Annotated in this window: 12 protein-coding genes; 3 read left to right on the forward strand and 9 right to left on the reverse strand. The window is 43.5% G+C overall.

The window, feature by feature from the left end:
- Positions 1-136 precede the first annotated feature (136 nt).
- From KQI32_RS01270 to KQI32_RS01285, 4 genes are all read right to left on the reverse strand, one after another.
- Positions 137-1,078, reverse strand: a complete 942-nt coding sequence (locus tag KQI32_RS01270; RefSeq protein WP_177691707.1) for a transketolase family protein — start codon at positions 1,076-1,078, stop codon at positions 137-139.
- A complete protein-coding gene (locus tag KQI32_RS01275) occupies positions 1,078-1,926 on the reverse strand; it encodes a transketolase (protein ID WP_177691708.1) in 849 nt (282 codons plus the stop codon). The genes KQI32_RS01270 and KQI32_RS01275 overlap by 1 nt, the downstream gene beginning before the upstream one ends.
- A 227-nt stretch (positions 1,927-2,153) precedes the next feature.
- Positions 2,154-3,008: an AraC family transcriptional regulator gene (locus KQI32_RS01280; protein WP_216423627.1), complete on the reverse strand. Its 855-nt coding sequence runs from the start codon at positions 3,006-3,008 to the stop codon at positions 2,154-2,156.
- Positions 3,009-3,012: 4 nt separating this feature from the next.
- Complete coding sequence (locus tag KQI32_RS01285; protein WP_177691710.1) at positions 3,013-3,834, reverse strand: metallophosphoesterase; 822 nt, start codon at positions 3,832-3,834, stop codon at positions 3,013-3,015.
- Between the two features lie 313 nt (positions 3,835-4,147).
- On the opposite strand from KQI32_RS01285, the gene KQI32_RS01290 reads away from it, so the two are divergent.
- The 3 genes from KQI32_RS01290 to KQI32_RS01300 all read left to right on the forward strand — a co-directional run bounded on the left by KQI32_RS01290 (position 4,148) and on the right by KQI32_RS01300 (position 6,039).
- Positions 4,148-4,540: a transcriptional repressor gene (locus KQI32_RS01290; protein ID WP_177691711.1), complete on the forward strand. Its 393-nt coding sequence runs from the start codon at positions 4,148-4,150 to the stop codon at positions 4,538-4,540.
- Between the two features lie 231 nt (positions 4,541-4,771).
- Complete coding sequence (rbr, locus tag KQI32_RS01295) at positions 4,772-5,308, forward strand: rubrerythrin (protein WP_177691712.1); 537 nt, start codon at positions 4,772-4,774, stop codon at positions 5,306-5,308.
- Positions 5,309-5,391: 83 nt separating this feature from the next.
- Positions 5,392-6,039, forward strand: coding sequence for an HAD family hydrolase (locus tag KQI32_RS01300; protein WP_216423628.1), 648 nt, complete (start codon positions 5,392-5,394; stop codon positions 6,037-6,039).
- A gap of 40 nt (positions 6,040-6,079) precedes the next feature.
- On the opposite strand, the gene KQI32_RS01305 is transcribed toward KQI32_RS01300, so the two are convergent.
- From KQI32_RS01305 to KQI32_RS01325, 5 genes are all read right to left on the reverse strand, one after another.
- Positions 6,080-6,715, reverse strand: a complete 636-nt coding sequence (locus tag KQI32_RS01305; protein ID WP_216423629.1) for a cysteine hydrolase family protein — start codon at positions 6,713-6,715, stop codon at positions 6,080-6,082.
- Between the two features lie 118 nt (positions 6,716-6,833).
- On the reverse strand, positions 6,834-8,087 hold the full coding sequence (locus KQI32_RS01310; RefSeq protein ID WP_177691715.1) for a copper amine oxidase N-terminal domain-containing protein: 1,254 nt from the start codon (positions 8,085-8,087) through the stop codon (positions 6,834-6,836).
- Between the two features lie 18 nt (positions 8,088-8,105).
- Positions 8,106-15,398: a hypothetical protein gene (locus KQI32_RS01315; RefSeq protein WP_216423630.1), complete on the reverse strand. Its 7,293-nt coding sequence runs from the start codon at positions 15,396-15,398 to the stop codon at positions 8,106-8,108.
- 442 nt (positions 15,399-15,840) lie between these two features.
- Positions 15,841-17,190, reverse strand: coding sequence for a patatin-like phospholipase family protein (locus KQI32_RS01320; protein WP_216423631.1), 1,350 nt, complete (start codon positions 17,188-17,190; stop codon positions 15,841-15,843).
- Between the two features lie 17 nt (positions 17,191-17,207).
- Positions 17,208-18,416 (reverse strand): polysaccharide deacetylase family protein, encoded by a 1,209-nt coding sequence (locus KQI32_RS01325; protein ID WP_216423632.1) that lies wholly within the window; start codon positions 18,414-18,416, stop codon positions 17,208-17,210.
- Positions 18,417-18,535 lie beyond the last annotated feature (119 nt).

The following is an 18,535-nucleotide window of genomic DNA, read 5'->3' on the forward strand; positions in this document are numbered from 1 at the left end:
CCTATTCAATTTTACTACAACCATACACTAACAACTTGTTTATTATACTACAAATTTCAAGGAAAATCAATACTTTTCTTGGTTAAATTTGCAATATTTTATCATTTTAACAAATTAAAGTACCGAACAGATAAAATCATCTTATTTTTCTTGACAATACGGTTTTGATTTTACAGATTATGTCGTCTGCTGTGAGATGATATTTCTCCATCAACTCCTGCGGTTTCCCGGAACAGCCGAACACATCCAGCGTGCCGATCCGCTCCATGGGGACGGGTATGTTTTCTACCAGCACCTCACTGACCGCACTTCCAAGCCCACCGTTTATATTATGTTCTTCCGCCGTGACAACCGCACCTGTTTCCCGGGCGGCTTTCACAATGATCTCTTTGTCGATCGGCTTAATGGTGGAGATATTGACAACCCGTACACTGACGCCTTCCCCTTCTAATCTTTGTGCAGCGATCAGGGCTTCATTCACCATGATGCCTGTGGCGATCACAGTGACATCCCTTCCCTCCCGGACGGTGATCCCTTTGCCAATTTGAAAATCATAGGAATCATCGAACAGCACAGGCACAGCAGCTCTTCCCACGCGAATATACACAGGCCCCTGCCAGGAAATTGCCGCCTGAACAGCTTTCTCCGTCTCCACCGCGTCCGCCGGATTAATGACCACCATATTCGGAAGCGTGCGCATCACCCCCAGATCCTCAAGGCACTGATGCGTCGCGCCGTCCTCCCCCACAGTAACTCCCGCATGGGACGCAACGACCTTCACGTTCAGTTTGGGATAGCAGATGGAGTTACGGATCTGCTCAAAGGCACGAAGGGCGGCAAACATGGCAAAGGAACTTGCAAACACTGTCTTTCCACAGGCGGCAAGGCCTGCCGCAACCGCCATCATATTGCCCTCAGCGATGCCGCAGTTAATAAACCGATCCGGATATTCCTTCTTAAACATATCCGTCTTGGTCGACTTTGACAAGTCGGCATCCAAAACAACAATATTTTTATCCCCGCCAAATTTTTTCAGAGCTTGTCCATAGGCCTCTCTTGTCGCGATCTTCTTTTCCATTACTCTGCCACCTCCAAACATTTTATCCGCGCCTGTATCTCACTGACCGCCTGTTCATACTGTTCTCTGCTTGGAGCATTGCCATGCCAGCCAGCCTCGTTTTCCATAAAGGACACGCCCTTGCCCTTGATATTATGGCAGATGATTACCGTAGGTTTGCCCTTGGTCTGCTCCGCTTCGGCAAATGCCTTATCGATCTGCACAAAATCATGACCGTTTATCTGAATCACATGAAATCCAAAGCCCTCAAATTTTTTATCGATGGGGCAGGGGGACATAACATCGGTTATCTTCCCGTCGATCTGCAGGCCATTGAAGTCCACCATAGCCGTGAAGTTATCCAATTTATAATGAGCGGCAAACATCGCCGCCTCCCAGACTTCCCCCTCCTCCAGCTCGCCGTCACCGAGAATCGCATACACACGGTAGGCAAGGCCGTCCAGCTTGGCGTTCAACGCCATACCGCAGGCGGCAGAAATCCCCTGCCCCAGAGAGCCTGTGGACATGTCCACACCGGGCGTACCTTTCATATCGGGATGTCCCTGCAGAAAACTGTCAATTTTCCGAAGTGTTTTACAGGCTTCCTCCGGGAAATACCCTTTCAGCGCCAACGCGCCGTAAAGCGCAGGAGCACAGTGGCCTTTGGAGAGAACAAACCTGTCCCGGTTTGGATCTTTCGGGTTTTTTGGATCGACTTTCATCTTATAAAAATAAAGGTATGAAAGCAAATCCGCAATGGAAAGAGAGCCACCGGGATGACCGGAAGCCGCACCATAAATCCCTTCCAGCGCATGAAGCCTAATTTTTTCAGCATTCCACTGAAGCTGTCTTTTCGTGGTATCGTCCATATTTTGCACACCTTTCTATTCCCTTTGATTTCTTTTCCGACCGCTTTCTATCTTTTTTATTTTAGCAAATGATGGGGAAAAAAGCAATATTCAAGACTACCAATGATTTTTCCTTTTCCGTCATAAAATACACAAAGACAGACAAACAGCCCGAAATATGTACAAGGTACCGTATTCGGGCCGACGATTTTTTGATTCCATTTTCCTGAGAACAGGAAAAATGAGCCTCATGTGTCAAAACGTATGATAAAACCGTCACGAAGGGCGGCTCTGTATTCATAGGGAGTCAACTTTTCCATCTTGGTAAAATAACGACTGAAATAATGGATTCCGTTAAACCCTGCCGCTTCCGACACCTCCGTGATTGTCATTTCGGTTGCCGCAAGCAGCTCTTTCGCCCGTTCCAAACGCAGAAAATTGATATATTTAATCGGGGACATATGAAACTTTTTTGTAAACTTTCTGCACAGATGGGCTTCGCTCAGCATAAAGCGGACGGCAAGATCGTGAAGTGTGATTTTCTCCAGATAATTTTCCTCTATGTACTGCTTCGCCTTTTCAATTGCTGTCGGCTCCTTTCCTGTGTCCTCAAAAACCGGTTTTTTGCCCGGCTTCTGCCGCTTGGACAAACACTCCCCTTTTCTGGCAAGAATATATATCATCTGTGTGACGTAGAGCGTTATAACCGGCTCGTAATAGCTTCTTTTATTGTTTCCTTCGCTGATAACAGACAACAGGATATCTCTCACGGCATTCGTCTCATCCGCAACTTTTACCGGATAGTTTTCCATGATGGTCTCCAAATCAGGGGAAAGAATGTCAAATTTCAGTTCATAGGTCGTCATGGCTCCGGTTTTGCAATAAAATGAATGGCTTACATACGGTTTCAGAAAAAAGACCTCACCCTCTTTGGCTTCGGTATCTTTTCCGTCAATTGAGATGATGCCGCCGCCTGCGACGATATAAACCAGCTGATAAAAATCGTGGAAATGTTCCCGCAGGGCCTTGGGGGGTGTATTCTTATTTTTGTATTTGCACTTGATGACTGCATGAACCTGGATCGCGTTTTCATTCATTATCATAATCTCACATTCCTTTGATTTCAAATATTGTCATCTGGCTTCGATTTAAAAAACGCAGGGGAACACGCGTCGTCCCCAATCCGCTGTCCACATACAGCAATGTTGCACCCAAGCGGTAAAATCCTTTGCTGTATTTGCGCAGAATATCTTTTTCTTTCATAATGTGATCTTTTATGACGGGCAGCCTCACCTGGCCGCCATGCGTATGACCGGAGATCATCAAATCGACTTTGCCTTCCGGCAGTTGATCTGCGGCTGCCGGCGTATGGGATAGCAGAATGGTATACGTCTGGTTGTCTGTTCCTGCCAGAGCGGCGTTCAAATCGTGATATTTAGTATTAAAATCCTCAATCCCACAGATTGTGACAGAAGAGGTGCCTATCTGCACCGTCTCATTTTGGTTGACCAGAACTCTGACTCCCTGCTGTACAGCCTGCCGCTGAAGCGCCTCCCAATCGTCCCATGGCTCGTGGTTTCCAGAGACATAAAAAACCGGTTTTCCAAACCGAAGAAGCCCCTCAAAAAAGGTATAAGAATACGCAAAAATATCTACATCGGCTGTTTTGTCAACCACATCCCCAGTGCAAACAATGATGTCCGGATCCGCTTTGGAAACCAGACCGAAAAGCCTTTCATTATCACCGCCGAACCATTTGCTGTGCAAGTCCGTCAGATGGAGGACGGTGAGCGCTTCCCCCTGCTGTATCTTATCCGTTTCTACCCATTCACGGATCAGCTTGGGATAGTTCAGCTCAATATGTATGTCGGCAGCCGCCGCAACAAAAAGCGCAATCATAATATATAAAATCTTACGATATAATTTCAACAGAAATCCCTCCATTATTATAACAAGATAAAAGCACTTTTGCAAGGCAAAAGCTATCCTAAAAACGTTTCAGCCCCGCTAAGCAAGAATATTTACCCGCCAATTGTATTTTAGGAATACAGAAGCAAGTTTATAAACCAATCCTTTCGTGCTATCTTTAGTATCCGACTATTTTTTTGATTTATGTAATCCGATTTCTCACAGTTTCCTGTATTACAAGAAAGTTTAAAAATACTATTGAAATAACCGAAAGGATATGGTATACTTTTGTTATCAATAATAATTATCAATATTATCTTGAGGAGGATACCGGATGTCTGAACAGAGACGATTCTCAAAACAGAGAAAATTGATCTATGATATGATTGTGGAGAATCCCATTCATCCATCCGCAGATGTCATTTATTCCAGGCTGCGCGCCGACCATCCTGAATTGAGTTTGGGAACGGTTTACCGAAACTTGAATGTTTTATCCGAAATGGGTGCAATTAAAAAAATTGATTCCCGCATGAAATCGGAACGCTATGACGGCCGCACCGATGACCACTATCATATGATATGTGAAAAATGCGGAAAAATGTTTGATGTGGAAACGGAATATCAAACCGATCTGATCCATGAGGCACAGAGAAAGACACCTCATTTATTAAAAGAGCACAATATCATTTTTTACGGAATCTGTGAAAAATGCTGTGATAAAAATTAATCCGGATACTTGAAATTGCTGCAGAATATACGAATTATAACTGCGTGCAAGATGTCCCCCGCCTTTTAAGGCGGCGGGTTCCATATCCGCAATCAGCGGGAGATTGCACTCCCGCTGATTGCGGCACTGCACAGCAGTGCCCTTGTCCTCGTTGAATGACGGGACAAGCCCTTATTGAATGGGGTTTTCCGCGGCAATTTCCGAATATTTATAAAAAATGGAGGTTTTGTTATGAATTTAAAGGGCTCTAAAACAGAAGCAAATTTGCTGGCAGCGTTTGCGGGGGAATCACAGGCAAGAAACAAGTATACCTATTACGCATCCAAGGCAAAAAAGGATGGTTACGTGCAGATTGCGGCTTTATTTGAAGAGACGGCAAACAACGAAAAGGAACACGCAAAAATCTGGTTTAAGCTTCTTCATGACGGGATTGGTTCCACACCAGACAATCTGAAAGACGCCGCTGCAGGTGAAAACTATGAGTGGACTGACATGTATGCAAATTTTGCCAAAGAAGCTAAGGAAGAGGGATTTGACCACATTGCATATCTGTTTGAAGAAGTTGCCAAGATTGAGAAGGAACACGAAGAGAGATATAAGGCTCTTTTGACAAATATTGAAGAGAATAAGGTTTTCAAAAGAGGAGATATCGTCATTTGGAAATGTTCCAACTGCGGCCATATCCACATCGGTATGGAAGCTCCCGAAGTATGTCCTGTATGTGCACATCCCCAGAGTTACTTTGAAATAAAAGCCGAAAATTATTAATACATAATCCATCCCTTATAATGAAAAGAGGCTGCAGTTGGTTTTGCTGCAGTCTTTTTAACGAATTTTAACAGGAGATAGCCATGATAAACTGTTGTATTTTTGACTTGGACGGCACTCTGATTGATTCCCTGACGGATTTAGGAGAAACGGTTAATCAGCTTTTAAAAGAAAAAAATCTTACTCCATATCCCATCGAAGATTACCGTATGATGGTGGGAGATGGAGTAAAAATGCTGCTAAAACGCGCTTTCCCACAGGCGGATGAGACAGAGCTTTGCCAACTGAAAGAAATGTTTGACATGATTTACCCCAAAAACTGTTTTCAAAATACCCGACCATACCATGGGATACCAGAGGTACTGGATAGACTGAAAAAGCAGCATGTCCGGTTAGCCGTCCTGTCGAATAAGCCCGATTTGTTTGCAAAACAGATCTGCTCCCGCTTTTTCGGGAACGATCTGTTTTTTACGATTGCCGGCCAACGGGAGGATTTCCCGAAGAAGCCTTCCCCGGAAGGTGCGGAAGAGATCATACGGCGCTGCGGCTGTAAAAAAGAACAGGTTCTTTTTGTCGGGGATTCCAATGTGGACATTTTCACTGCCAAACATGCAGGGATAAAATCCTGCGGCGTGCTTTGGGGCTTTCGATCCAAAAAAGAACTGTCGGCCGCCGGGGCGGACTATCTGATTGCAGAGCCCTATGAATTATTGGAGTGCCTTTCTATATAACTGTGAGCAAGATGTCACCGTTGAATGACGGGACAGGTCCTTATTGAATATCTTTTACCAGATTGACGCCGTTGTCGAGCATACTGTTCCAGAAAATCAGATTGAACAACTCCGCACTGTGAATACCCAGTTCAAAGGTATCCACCATGGAAAGCGGAACAATGATATCCGTTTTCCGGTTCTTCTGATTGAACCAGCATTTCAAAGCCACTGCGAACTGATAGATACAGATATCGGTGCATACTCCTGTCACGACAAACTGCTGTTTTCCTTCCTTTTCTGACAGCCAGTCCAGAAACCCGGGAGCGAATATTGCGTTGGTTGAATTTTTATGAAACAGAGGATAACCAGAAAGCTCTTTTACCACTGCGCTCTCCTCGCTTCCCTCCAAACAGTGGGGCGGATAGCCTTCAAACTCCGGGGAATCAGAGGGATGGGAATCCGCAAAAGTGATTACTTCGATTCCTTTTTCTTTACAGCGTCCGGCAAAAGAGGCGATTTTAGGAATCAATTTTTCTGTCCGCGGGCTGTATAAAGCGCCTTTTTTAGCAAAACCGCCGATCATATCTACAATGAATACCGCTGTGTTCTCCCTGTCCAACATTTCTGCTGACAGTGATTCCAACTGATCCAGCCTTTGGCTTATGGCTTCGATTTGTTTTGAAAAGTCCTTCATGAAATAGGCCTCCTTACTCTTTTCTCTCTGTCTTTAAGATATCATAAATGATACGGATTATGCAACTCTTTCCCCGATTATCCTATGGAAAAGGCAGGAAACTCTCCTGCCTTTTTCGTTATTCTTTTATCGTTGCCATTCGTGTGGCTTCGTCCCACTCCACGGTATAACCAAGGTTTTCGGATAAGAAGCGCAGGGGAACCATGGTTTTATCATTCACCAGCCGTGCAGGGACATCCATTGCAGCGGGCTGACCATTCACCACCGCATTGTTTTGATCGATGGAAAAGCTGAGTACCGTGTTGGCTTTCTGCGCTGTCGCGGTTTCCGTTTCCTGATCCCAGCTGACCTCCGCCCCCAGCTTCTCAAACAGAAAGCGCATGGGCACCAGCGTCCGATCGCTTTCTGTTATAGGTGGTGTTTCAAAGCCGAGGATTGTGTCATTTAAACAGACATACGGAGCATCTTTTAACCGTTCCAGTTCATCATAAATTGGTTGTTTTGGCGTCCGCAGGCGATAGCTTTCTTCTTGAATTCCACCTCTTCCATACCAATCTATGACAAGTTCTTCTTCATATTCATAGACACGACTTGGTCTTACCCATAGGTTTCTGTTGATTGGATGAACAACATTCACCGAATAAACATAATCATTTGTAAATTCTGCTCTATCATAGTAGCTATCAAATGTATAATCTATGAATCTCGTCTCATTCAATTCTTTCTCGCCGCTTTCGTATTCTACACTGTAAAAATCACTTTCATTGACAGACAATTTCATTTCTGTTCTTCCGCTATTATCCGGTTTCTTCAAACAATGATAAACAATATTGCCCACCTGATCTGCAAACACAAGGTCTGTCTCCGATTTTGTCCAGTTTTGCATATCCGTGCTTTGCCATACCCCGCTCCAATATACGTCGCAATATACGATTCCATTGGAGTAACCAATTTTTTTGACATACCCATCAAATTTTGCCGTATGAATCAATTCAAAATCAGTGTTGTAAATCTTTAAATAGCCAACATGCAATCTGTTAATCCAAGCTGATTGCTCTGCACTGGCATCCCTTATAATATAATATTCTCCAGTGAATATGCAATCGTAATTATAGTCAAACCCCATAAAAAAGTCATAGACCGCCGGATCATATTTCACCGGATGGCAACTGCTTTGTAAGCTTTTCCACATATACCTCACTCCGTTTATTTCGACCGTGTCAGGTATACTGTTTTTGTCATAGCCCAACGGCACCGGTACATTGTTTTCCATTTCTTCTATTGACCCTTGAAACACAGATGCACCAAACGCTGGAACAGCTGACAAAATCATAATCAAAATTGCTATGAAAGTCATCGTTGTTTTTTTCATCGGAGTTTCTCCTTTCAACTAGTCATTTTGGGGATATACTATCGCTTCGCCAGATACGTGGATTGGTTTACTTGGCAAACCATCACTTGGGTTATCATTTGGTCTTTTATATAAAACATGGCCGCCTTTATCTTCAAGCATTTCGTCCGGCACATTAATAGAAAAGGCATTGTGAGCGGTAGGATTTGAACTGTTTAAGATTTCAACCCATATTTTAATTCTGGTTGTCTCATTTGGCGGCAGAGGGATTTCAAACACCTGTTCTGCAGCGACAGAGATATAGTACTGTCCTGTAGGATCCGGTTGGACAAAATCAGATGCAGCACCCTGTATTTGTTCTATAGGAAGATTTTCAATTGGGCCATCGTTCACTTGCCACCTTATATTAAACAAGTTTCCCTCAAACAGATAGCTGAAATACCTTGTTATATTATCTTCACTGCTGTTATAAATTGAAATGTTATACTCATTAATGATACCAAAGCCGGGGTTCAAGCATGGATTATCTTCCCATCTTTTGATCTGCAGCTGCTGCAGCGTCTCATCAAATATATATTCCTGGGTTCTGGAAAGAGTCGTAAATATACTCTGACGGGCTTCAAATTCCGGGTAATTGTTATTCAATAACTCCGCATCATTATAATTCCCCTGACTATCCGTCACCAAGCTGTTTATCCATGCCTTGTCGAATTCCTCGTTTGGTTCAAAGGCTGTCTTGCCGGCATAATATCCTGTTCTGGCGGCTTCCGGAATCTCTTTTCCTCGAATATCGACGCAGTGAGACGGGGCAAAGATCCATGTATCATCCTCCCTAGGGCTAGACACCGGCTCTCCGTTGGGATGCCCTGCCTTCGCGTTTCTTCCGACGATGCCGTCCCCCTGATATGTGTGCCGGACGATGGAGGAATCCACCATATTCCAGCGATTCCCGGGCGACAGGGATGAATTGTGGGTTGAAAAATAGTCCAGTTTCCGGTTTGTAAAAAATTGATTGGTAATCCCAAAGGTCAGGCGGGTTTCCTGATCCAACGGAAAGGTATCGTCAATGACATATTGAAAATCCGCTGAGATGGTTTCCTGTGTTGCCGCTTTCCCTTTGATGGTTTCCAGCGTTTCATATGGAGCGCGCAAATTGCCATTCTCTTTCCACGAATTAAAGGTTTGATCAGACGGCTTTTGATGATAGGCCGCCGTGGCGAAGCTGACTGTTCCGGCTGTCACCTCAAATTCCATCATCAAATCAACGCCCCCCCATTCCCCGTTCTGACAGAACAGCACATCAATAATGTTATGTTGATTCCACAACACATCGGTTATCCATCGCGGTTTTGTACTGCTGAGTTCAGAAAAAGTATAATTATAAACCATACCTATATTTTGAGCTTTATTGTTTACCCACATCTGATTGATTGTTACATTGTTATTAACCGTCGCATCATAAAATACCGCGTCAAAATAGGTATTTCCCTGAACGTGCTCAAAATCAAAATCCAGATAGTCGTCATTGACGCTCCGGGTAGAAAATACCTTATAAATCCCCGGCGTCAAATTGTCAAATTTGGCAAGCATTGTTCCCTGCAGCAGGCCTTCCACGCTTGTATCATCCATCAAATCGCAGGGACGTACATGTTCCGGATGGTCGTCAAAGATGAGATAATGTTCTTTTCCATTTTCATCTGTTTTTCCATGTTTGAACTCCACTTCCACCGGCTGCGCCTTCCCCCCCATATCGGAAACCTGAAGCGCGTGGAACGCGTTGGAGGCAAGTGCCTTTGCATTTTCCCCATTCTCCTCCAGATCCGAGGCTTCAAACAACCGCGCTGTGGTAAGCAATTTCTGATTGTTATTCTGCGCGCTGTTGCTGTACAGAGGAATATCCTCAAACACTTGATCCGCCCCGTCCGTCCCAGCGGGCAGCGTGAAGTTCATTCTCTGTTTTTCATACCCGATTGCGGGCGCTTGGGCATCATTTTCCCATTTCATATACACAATCATGGTATATTCGGTTTTCTTTGTCCGTGCGTTTTTGGACAAACGGAAGGGAATGTCGTTGTACCCCACTTGCAATCCGCTCAGTTCCGCCTGGGAGATTGTTTCCCCGGATTTTACGATGGAGAAGATATAGTTCCCCTGCCAGGGCGCGGTCAAATTCAAATAATAGGTTTGTCCTGCTTCCAGCTGCTGGACGATGCCGTCCCCCGGCTTCATTCCGTTCGTTCTTCCTTCTATCAGTTCCCCTGCGCTGTTATACAGATATGCGTACATCAAAGAGGCATCATTCTCCATTTCATTGGAGATGATATACAGCCCGCTTTCCGGAACAGTAAATTTGACATAATCCTCATCGTTGTCATAGTTGACGCGCCCGGATATATCGTTGGAGATATCAACCAGCGCCGCCTGTGCCATGGTATTCCCGTACGAATCGGCGGTCTGAGAGTTGAGATTCATCTGTGGTATCACATCCTGCCCCTCGCTGTCCCGGTTGTAGAAGATAGCGGAATCAATCGTATTGGTGTCCACATTTGTATACCAGCCGGCCTGCCCTGAAACAGGTATGGTTTTCTTATAACTGCTGCTTTTTACCCATTGTCCCTCTTTGAAGTAATCGTTGATTACCTCCGCGTTGGAAGCTGTCTGGGCATTGTTTATCATATTCCCCGCAACCATCATATCTCTGTCCGGCGCAATATACTGCTCGCAGTATTTTCCATCCATTTTCAGCGCATAACTGTAATCCATATCGTTGGATGACTGGGCTGCCAAACCGCTTGACATGCTGCGGACACTTGCAGAAGCCGGCTGTGTTACCGGACCGGTTGCCAAATCCGTATCGAGCTGAAGTCCCGGCGGCTGGCTTTGGATACCATCCGGCGTTGCGACCAGCGGCGTCATAAGCGGCACCATACTGCCCTCGTACAGGTCGCATCCTTCCAGATAAAATATTTTCATTTGGTATCCGGTTATATTTGCAGGGGTTTTCATCTGAAGCTTCACCGTGCTTACCTCCGACGGCTGAAGCATGGAACTGACAGAGATATAGTCATACAGCATGTTGTCCTCATCATACAGAGCCATCAAAAACATGGCTGTCTGCGCTTCCTTGGAATTGTTTGTGATTTCCGCCTGATAAGCCATGGCGCTGTCTGCTTCCAGAAAGCTGCAGCTATATTTATGAGCGACGGACAGGGGATTGACATCGCCAATCGGATCAGGGTGAATTGCAGAATAACCGAATGCTGACTCTCCGCTTCCATAGCTTACCGATGCGCGGCAGGTTTCTCCGTTTTCTTCCGTGCTTACTAAAACCTGATATAACCCATTCTCCAGCTCCGAAAGGGGGAAGCTCTTACTGTACTCACCCTCTGTTCCGCAAACGATCTGATCCATAGCCAGAAGTCTGTTTGACGGGCTAAAAACTCTGATAAAAATCTTTTTCAAATATCGCATTCTAAGCATGTGATCGTTTATATGCCCGCTGACGGTGATCTGGTTATCTTCCATACTCGCCTCTGCAACCAGGCATCTTGTCTTTTGCAGTTCCAATATGTAACTGCCTGTCTGTGTACTGCTGTTGTGACGCACCACTACATAATAAGTTTCTCCCGGCTTTAAGCTAACCACAAGCTTTTTCTTTTCCATGCTTTCCGTGCCGGTTACGCGATCACGTTCCCCGCCGTTTTCCCGGTAGACAACCGCGTTCATTTCTTGCCCGGAAAGACGAAGAACAAATTCAAATTCTTTATCCTCCTCATTCTTAAGCTTATAATAATGCCCTTCTCCCGGATTGTCAACAGCAACGCTGACTCTTCTTGTAACATTTACAAGCGGCGCGGATTCAAAGCTTGTACCATATCCTACATCCTCTGCTGCCGATGGATTAAACGTCACATTATACAAAACAGCATAATTGTATTGATGAGAGGCGCTGAGATCCCAAACATCTTCAAAATCAAATCCTGTATAATAATTTTGATTTCTTAGCTGGCTTTCTGTTCTTGATTGGTAAGAAGCATTGATGTCACCTTCACTTGTACCTTTATACCAAGGGGTTTCCAAATAGAAATTGTTGGAGCTCTGATCGATATCTTGGTTGATATTTGCACCGTAAACAGCGCATATTCCACCGATTTCCAGATTATTGCTCATCAAAATTCCTACATTGTAGGTACGTTTGATCCACGATGTGGATTCCTCCATCAATGATGTTATTCCACCCACATAATTATTTCCTGTCAATGTTCCACAGTTAAAACAATCTTCCACTTTTGATGTCCGCAGGTATCCTGTGATTCCACCAATAAATTGGTATCCGTCGAGAATTCCATAGTTTAAACATCGTTTCACTAATGTGTTTTGATCGCATGCTCCGGCAATTCCTCCGATATTCACTCTGCCTTGAATATTGCCATTAAAACTACAGGCTTCCAATGTGCTTTGATTGACAAAACCAGCAATTCCACCTACATAGCTATCTCCTTTGATATCGGCGTTGTAAATATGAATATTCTTTAGCGTTGCTTGAGAAACCGAACCAAACAGTCCAACATTGGACATCTCCGACTGATTGATTTGAAAACCGCTTATGGTATATCCTTGCCCATCAAAATGACCTTTAAAGCAGTCGTCAATATAAATTCCTCCAGGTGTGGTAAATACTCCTCCTATTGGCTCAAAACTGTTTCCGTCCGCATCGGTTTCACTAAAAAAGATGCTGTTCATCAGTTTGTAGTGAGAAGTCATATTGTATCTTATATTGCTTAGATCATTTTTGGTATAGATCAGGAATGGCTCCGCAGCAGTTCCTTTTCCTTCCAAAAAGATTCCAGCAGCAGCTGGAACAGAAGAATGCATAAAATATGGGAATTTATAGACATTGTTTTCACTTATAGACCACCAATCATTAAAATCAAATCCTACATAGCTTTCCTGACTCTGCATTTGGGCGTTTGACAGCGGAGTAAACGCTCCCTGTTTGTCCCCATCCTTTGTTCCTTGATAATATGGGCTGGCTAGATAATAGTTATTCTGGCTGGAATCATTCTCAATATTTGTGCTATCGAAATAACCTACAATTCCACCTATCCGATCGGTATCACAGGTAAGAATACCAATGCTATAGCAGGCTTCTACAGGTGCACTTTCAACGATAGAACCTAAAATACCTCCTACCGCATAAGTTCCAATTAGCTTCCCCGTATTGAAGCTATTTGATACAGAACCATATCTGGAATAGGAACTTATTCCTCCTATATCACTTCCGATAATTGTACCATAATTCATACAGCTATCGTAAAATCCACTGTCGTCAATTCCTCCACAGATTCCGCCCGCAATTTCTCCCTCAACCGTTCCGGAAAAACTCAGCATCTCCAAATGGCTGCCATATGCTGCACACCCGACAACACCTCCTGCCCAACTACCTTTTATGTCTCCGTTTCTTATATGCAAATACCAAACTTGTCCTGATGTAATCCCAAAAAGACCTGCTTCATAGTCATCATTCCGGTTAATGTGAAGACTATAAATTGAATGATCTTCGCCATAATATTCCCCTGTAAAAAATTCGTTCATATTACCGATAGGCTCAAATCCTTTTCCGTCATTGTAAAATGCACCGCCCGCAGCAAAATCAGCTTCAGTAAACGTGATGTCCGCCGTCTGATAATAGTGGGCATCTAAGTTCAGCCTAACCTTATCCAGATCTTCCTTAGAAGATACTCTAAATGGATCGGACTCTGTGCCGCTTCCAATCAAGCCATTGGATACATAGGCTTCCGACATGCGTAATTCCGGCAGTTTGCTCTCCGGATTAACTGTCCATATTTTCAGAAAATTGAAATCCCGGTAAAGCTCCGGCAATTCTGCTCTTTTATCAACAGCCTCTTCCGGCGGTATCGTTTCCTGAAGGGGTTCATTGGGTTCCAAAGTCTCTGCCGGCTGCGGTGTTATGACAGGCTCCGCTGTATAATCCGGCAATATAGGTTCCGCAGTATTCTCCGGTTCCAATGTTTCAAGATCAGGTGTCTGCGTCTGAGCAGGATTTTCCGTCTCTTCTTCGGTCATATTTTCAGAGGCAATCGATGCTTCCTCTTTCGTTGTTTCTTCCTCAGATTTTATCGTATCTAACGGCTCCGGCTCTTTTGTCGTTTGCTGCAAGCTTTTCTCAGTTCCTGATGATGAATTGGGAACACCGCCGCTCAGCCTCTCTTTATGTGACAAAGGTTTTTTCTCAATGAACGACGGCTGCGGTTCCTCTGACGGTACCGGAACCTCGATCACAGGAGCGGTATCTGCAGAAAAGACACGCTCCACCGTTCCGCCCTCTATAAGACCGAAATTTGATTCCGACGAGTTTATACCTTCGCCCTGTCCGCTACTATAACAATCTTGAACAAAGCTTCCATCCGAAACGATTCCCACAATGCTGCCGGCCTGACCAGCCGACTGGATATTTACGGCTGAGAAGCTGGTATGAACCTTTCCTTTGTTCAAAAGCTTACCGATTATACCACCAACATTTGTCTCTGCGTCTCCTCCGATCGTCCCATACATTTTACAATTGCGAATCCACCCCTCGGAAACACCTGCAAGCAGTCCTGCATTCTCTTTTCCACTTGTATCTAATATTTCATCCGATTGATACTCCAATGTGAGATTTTCCACTCTGGCATTCACTCCAAGATTCGAAAAAAAGCCCAGATTTGACGTACTGTTTGATGAATATTTGAGGTTCGACAGAGTATGATGCTGTCCATCGAAATATCCATAAAAATATTCTATGGGGCTCCATTCTTCCGATAAAACAATATCATCTTCCAATTGAAAATAAGCGGCATTATTTTCTCTGAGTATCTTTAGCTGTGCTTCATTGGCAATCCGATATGGAGAATCCTTGGTTCCTTCTCCTGCGCAAGGCAGATCATCATCCGAGAGAGAAAAACGGTTTATCGCACTATCCTGATAAAATTCAGCTGATTTAATCGTACCACGCGCAGTCAGATAACGGATCATCTTATCCGCATTTTCCCTTGATTCCAGCCCGATGGTTACTTTTTTTCTATTTTCATCTGTTTCCATGATTTGAAAGGACGCGTTCCTTTTTCGATAACAATCCAATGCATAATCAAAATCACCTTTTTGCCTATAGAGAACAATAATTTTCTGATTTACTTGTATCTCAATCTCTGGAGCATCCTGTATATTTTTTGAAATACGTTCTTGCGTTTGATCAGCAGATACAAAATTATATTGAGAGAAGAGAGCCACAATCAGAATAACTGCTAACTTTCGAATTCTTATTGTTTCCATCCTTTCCTCCTCCGTATTTTCAAAAAGTGAAGTTCTTATTACTTTTTATCTTTCATTAAGAAAAACAAACAAAAAAATAGCTATCCGGTATATCTTTAATATATCGGACAGCTACTTATGAACATTCGGACTGCGTTTTGAAAGATTGAGCGTATAACAGAGTACCTTTTCATAAAAATTACAAAAATGTTGAAATAACATGCTATTCCCTCCAAGGAAACAATCACAACTGTTAAACATCCAATTTATTTTATTTATGTAATTATTATATATGTTTTTGATAATTTTGTAAATATTAACATTTTTATATATACTAATAAAATTAACGGCGCTCAATATTTTAATGATCTATTACAAGATAGTATGTAAAAAAGACCAGCGCAGCTGATCTTTTTATATAGAAAATTATATCATTTTATATATTAAATCCAAATCCGCTTTCTCATTGTCCGCGCAACAGAATTCTGCCCGCAAAGGACTGTCTCAGCCGATCCGTCAGCGCCAAATAAAACATCGCTGAGGTTGTCTCCAGAGGAATACAGATAAAAAATAGGTAAAAAATACCCCGCTCGTTATTTCCGCCCTGCATTTGTTTCAGCATCCGTATCAGATATTTCACGATAACCTTGCGATCAATTTTTGCTATGAGAGCGGTTAAAGAATCTATATTTTCAATAAATTTTTTGGTCCTGCCGATTTCAGCAATCTTCTCTTCCAGGATGTGCGCCGGCGCATCGTCAATTGTTTCATATGAATGTATCAGTTCTTTTACCATACTGTGATAGGTATAAGGAAAAAATCGATCGAATTCAAAAATTTCCATCAGCCCCTCACACATCGCCTGGTATAATTCTTCCCTTTGCAGACGGCGGTTACTATGAAAACGTTTTTTATACAGGGCGTCCGCACTCATCTGCGCCATATGGATCAAAGCGTTATTGGCATCACAGAAAATTTCCTCCTTCCGCTTTTCCATATAGGGATAAACCCGTTGAAAGATTTTCTCCGTTTCCCCTAACCGAAAGCAAAATTTCTTTCCTTCGGATTTGCCGAAAGCTTTCAGTGTGTCAGCATATCCCTGTTTCATGTTACGCTTTGCTTGTTCTCTGTCGAAGATCAGCATTGGTCCCAGAGGCCATTCACTTTTAACAGTAATCACGGATACATCAGGGCGTCTCTTCTCTTTGCGCATTACGCCAACTGCTTCCAAGTCAACAGCAACAATTTCCCTTGCCCCCCGCGCAATTGCCAAATCAATAGGCAAGTTATCATAATACCCGCCGTCAATATATTTTTCACCGTCAATTTCATGTTTTTTCATAGCAGGAAAACAGGCTGCACTGGCAAGAAGATAGTCAATCAGCTTTCCTTCCTCTATCTGGTCAACGAAAAGCTGAACAGGCTGCATAAGGGGATAGCGTACAGTCACTAAACCAAAATCTACCCCGGCAGCCCTTATTTTCTCTTCACTTATAACTTCTGTGAGAAGTTTCTCCAGATTGCGGTAACTCAAGCCTTTCTTTTCAACCAGCAGCTTCCCAAGTTCCTTATAATTTATTTCTTCTGGGGAAAGGTCATCTATATCCAGCACTCTTGTTGTGTCAATATCAAGCCACATTTTTTTCGCTAGTTTCAAGTCTTTTTGTGCAAACAGAGCGCCGTTCAAGCTTCCCACCGAGGTTCCTGTCACAATTTGATAATCAAACCTGAGTTCTATCAGAGCTTCCATTACACCGATTTCATAAGCTCCTTTGGCGCCTCCGCCGCCAAGCACCACTGCTTTTTTTCCCATTGCTGCACCTGCCGTTTCTATTGAAATTTTGAAAGATTTGCCTGAAGACCGGGGATATCCATCCCTCTTGGGATAACAATACGTGCATAGCCAAAAGCACTTCCAGGAATCTCCTGCAGCACGGTAAACGCACTTTTATAGTATTTCTTTGCCTCTTCAATGACTGCGGCAGAAAATTTGCCAAAGGGATAACTAATATCCGTGATTTCTTTTCCAACAGCCTGCTCTAATTTCCGTTTTGATTCCTCAAATTCATATTTCAGTTCCTGCCTGCTTAACAGGGACAAATCCTTATGAGACATAGTATGGCTGCCGATATTCACGATTCTACTCTGTGTCATTTCCCGCAGCTGGACGCTTGACAAATATCCCGGCTTATCAAGATAGTCTCCTACCATATATATCGTTATCTTTGCATTATATTTTTTTGCTATGCGATATGCCCAGTAATAGTTATTGTCATATCCGTCATCAAAAGTCACGATTATCGGCTTATGGCAAGAGTCGGCATAGTAAATTTCGTTCGGAAACAGAAAGGTATAGCCCTGCTGCTTTAAATATTTCATCTGTTGATCGAAAGCTTCCGGACTCACGCAGAGATATCCATAAGGACTTTTTTCACTTGGCGGATTCCCAATGACATGATACATCAGTACCGGAACCTTTCTTTTCGGGAGAACGCCTGGTTTCGCCATGGGCTGGCTATCCCTATTTTCAAAAATTTTTTCGATCATTGCTCGGGCCGTCCCTTCCTCCAATGGCTCCTCCGGATGAAAGGCTCCGTTCGGTATCACATCCGTCATGGACAAAAAAGCGATAGAAGATGCCGCATAGCCTTTTATCTTTTCCCATTCCTTTCCCTTTTTTTCTTTCGCCGTGTCATAGATAAGCTGTGGAGCAATATAATCCTGGAGGCGTTTAAGGATAACCGCCGCATCCTGACTGGAAATTTCCTTTTCAGGATGAAACTCTCCTTTTTCATTGCCTTGAATAATTCCAATTTCATAAGCCTTCTGCACGTTTGGATTATAGGTATCGGAAAAGTGTTGTCTGGCTGAAACAGTGTCATCGATTACAGAGCTTTTCTCCAATGTTTCAATGATAAGATTACAGAATTCCTCTCTGGAAAATGTCATCTCATTCGCAAAAACCGCCGTTATTGTCAGTATTACAATCGCGCTGATAAGAGTGCAGATGGTGACTCTGTATTTTTTTTTGCTGTTCATTTGTTTTGCCTCCCGTAAAATCAATTTTTCTGATGAAAAGTCTCCGGTTCTCCAGCCGCAGATCCCGGAAAAATTCCAACATCTACAAGACGCATAACAGATCTGTTTTGTTATATTTT

Origin of the sequence: Acetivibrio sp. MSJd-27 (genome assembly GCF_018918095.1) — a bacterium.
GTDB lineage: Bacteria > Bacillota > Clostridia > UMGS1840 > HGM11507 > HGM11507.

Coding starts and splice junctions, on each gene's coding strand:
- KQI32_RS01310 (WP_177691715.1), bottom strand. CDS start 8,087: ATGAAAAAAACAACGATGACTTTCATAGCAATTTTGATTATGATTTTG.
- KQI32_RS01275 (WP_177691708.1), bottom strand. CDS start 1,926: ATGGACGATACCACGAAAAGACAGCTTCAGTGGAATGCTGAAAAAATT.
- KQI32_RS01290 (WP_177691711.1), top strand. CDS start 4,148: ATGTCTGAACAGAGACGATTCTCAAAACAGAGAAAATTGATCTATGAT.
- KQI32_RS01305 (WP_216423629.1), bottom strand. CDS start 6,715: ATGAAGGACTTTTCAAAACAAATCGAAGCCATAAGCCAAAGGCTGGAT.
- KQI32_RS01320 (WP_216423631.1), bottom strand. CDS start 17,190: ATGGGAAAAAAAGCAGTGGTGCTTGGCGGCGGAGGCGCCAAAGGAGCT.
- KQI32_RS01300 (WP_216423628.1), top strand. CDS start 5,392: ATGATAAACTGTTGTATTTTTGACTTGGACGGCACTCTGATTGATTCC.
- rbr (WP_177691712.1), top strand. CDS start 4,772: ATGAATTTAAAGGGCTCTAAAACAGAAGCAAATTTGCTGGCAGCGTTT.
- KQI32_RS01325 (WP_216423632.1), bottom strand. CDS start 18,416: ATGAACAGCAAAAAAAAATACAGAGTCACCATCTGCACTCTTATCAGC.
- KQI32_RS01280 (WP_216423627.1), bottom strand. CDS start 3,008: ATGATAATGAATGAAAACGCGATCCAGGTTCATGCAGTCATCAAGTGC.
- KQI32_RS01315 (WP_216423630.1), bottom strand. CDS start 15,398: ATGGAAACAATAAGAATTCGAAAGTTAGCAGTTATTCTGATTGTGGCT.
- KQI32_RS01270 (WP_177691707.1), bottom strand. CDS start 1,078: ATGGAAAAGAAGATCGCGACAAGAGAGGCCTATGGACAAGCTCTGAAA.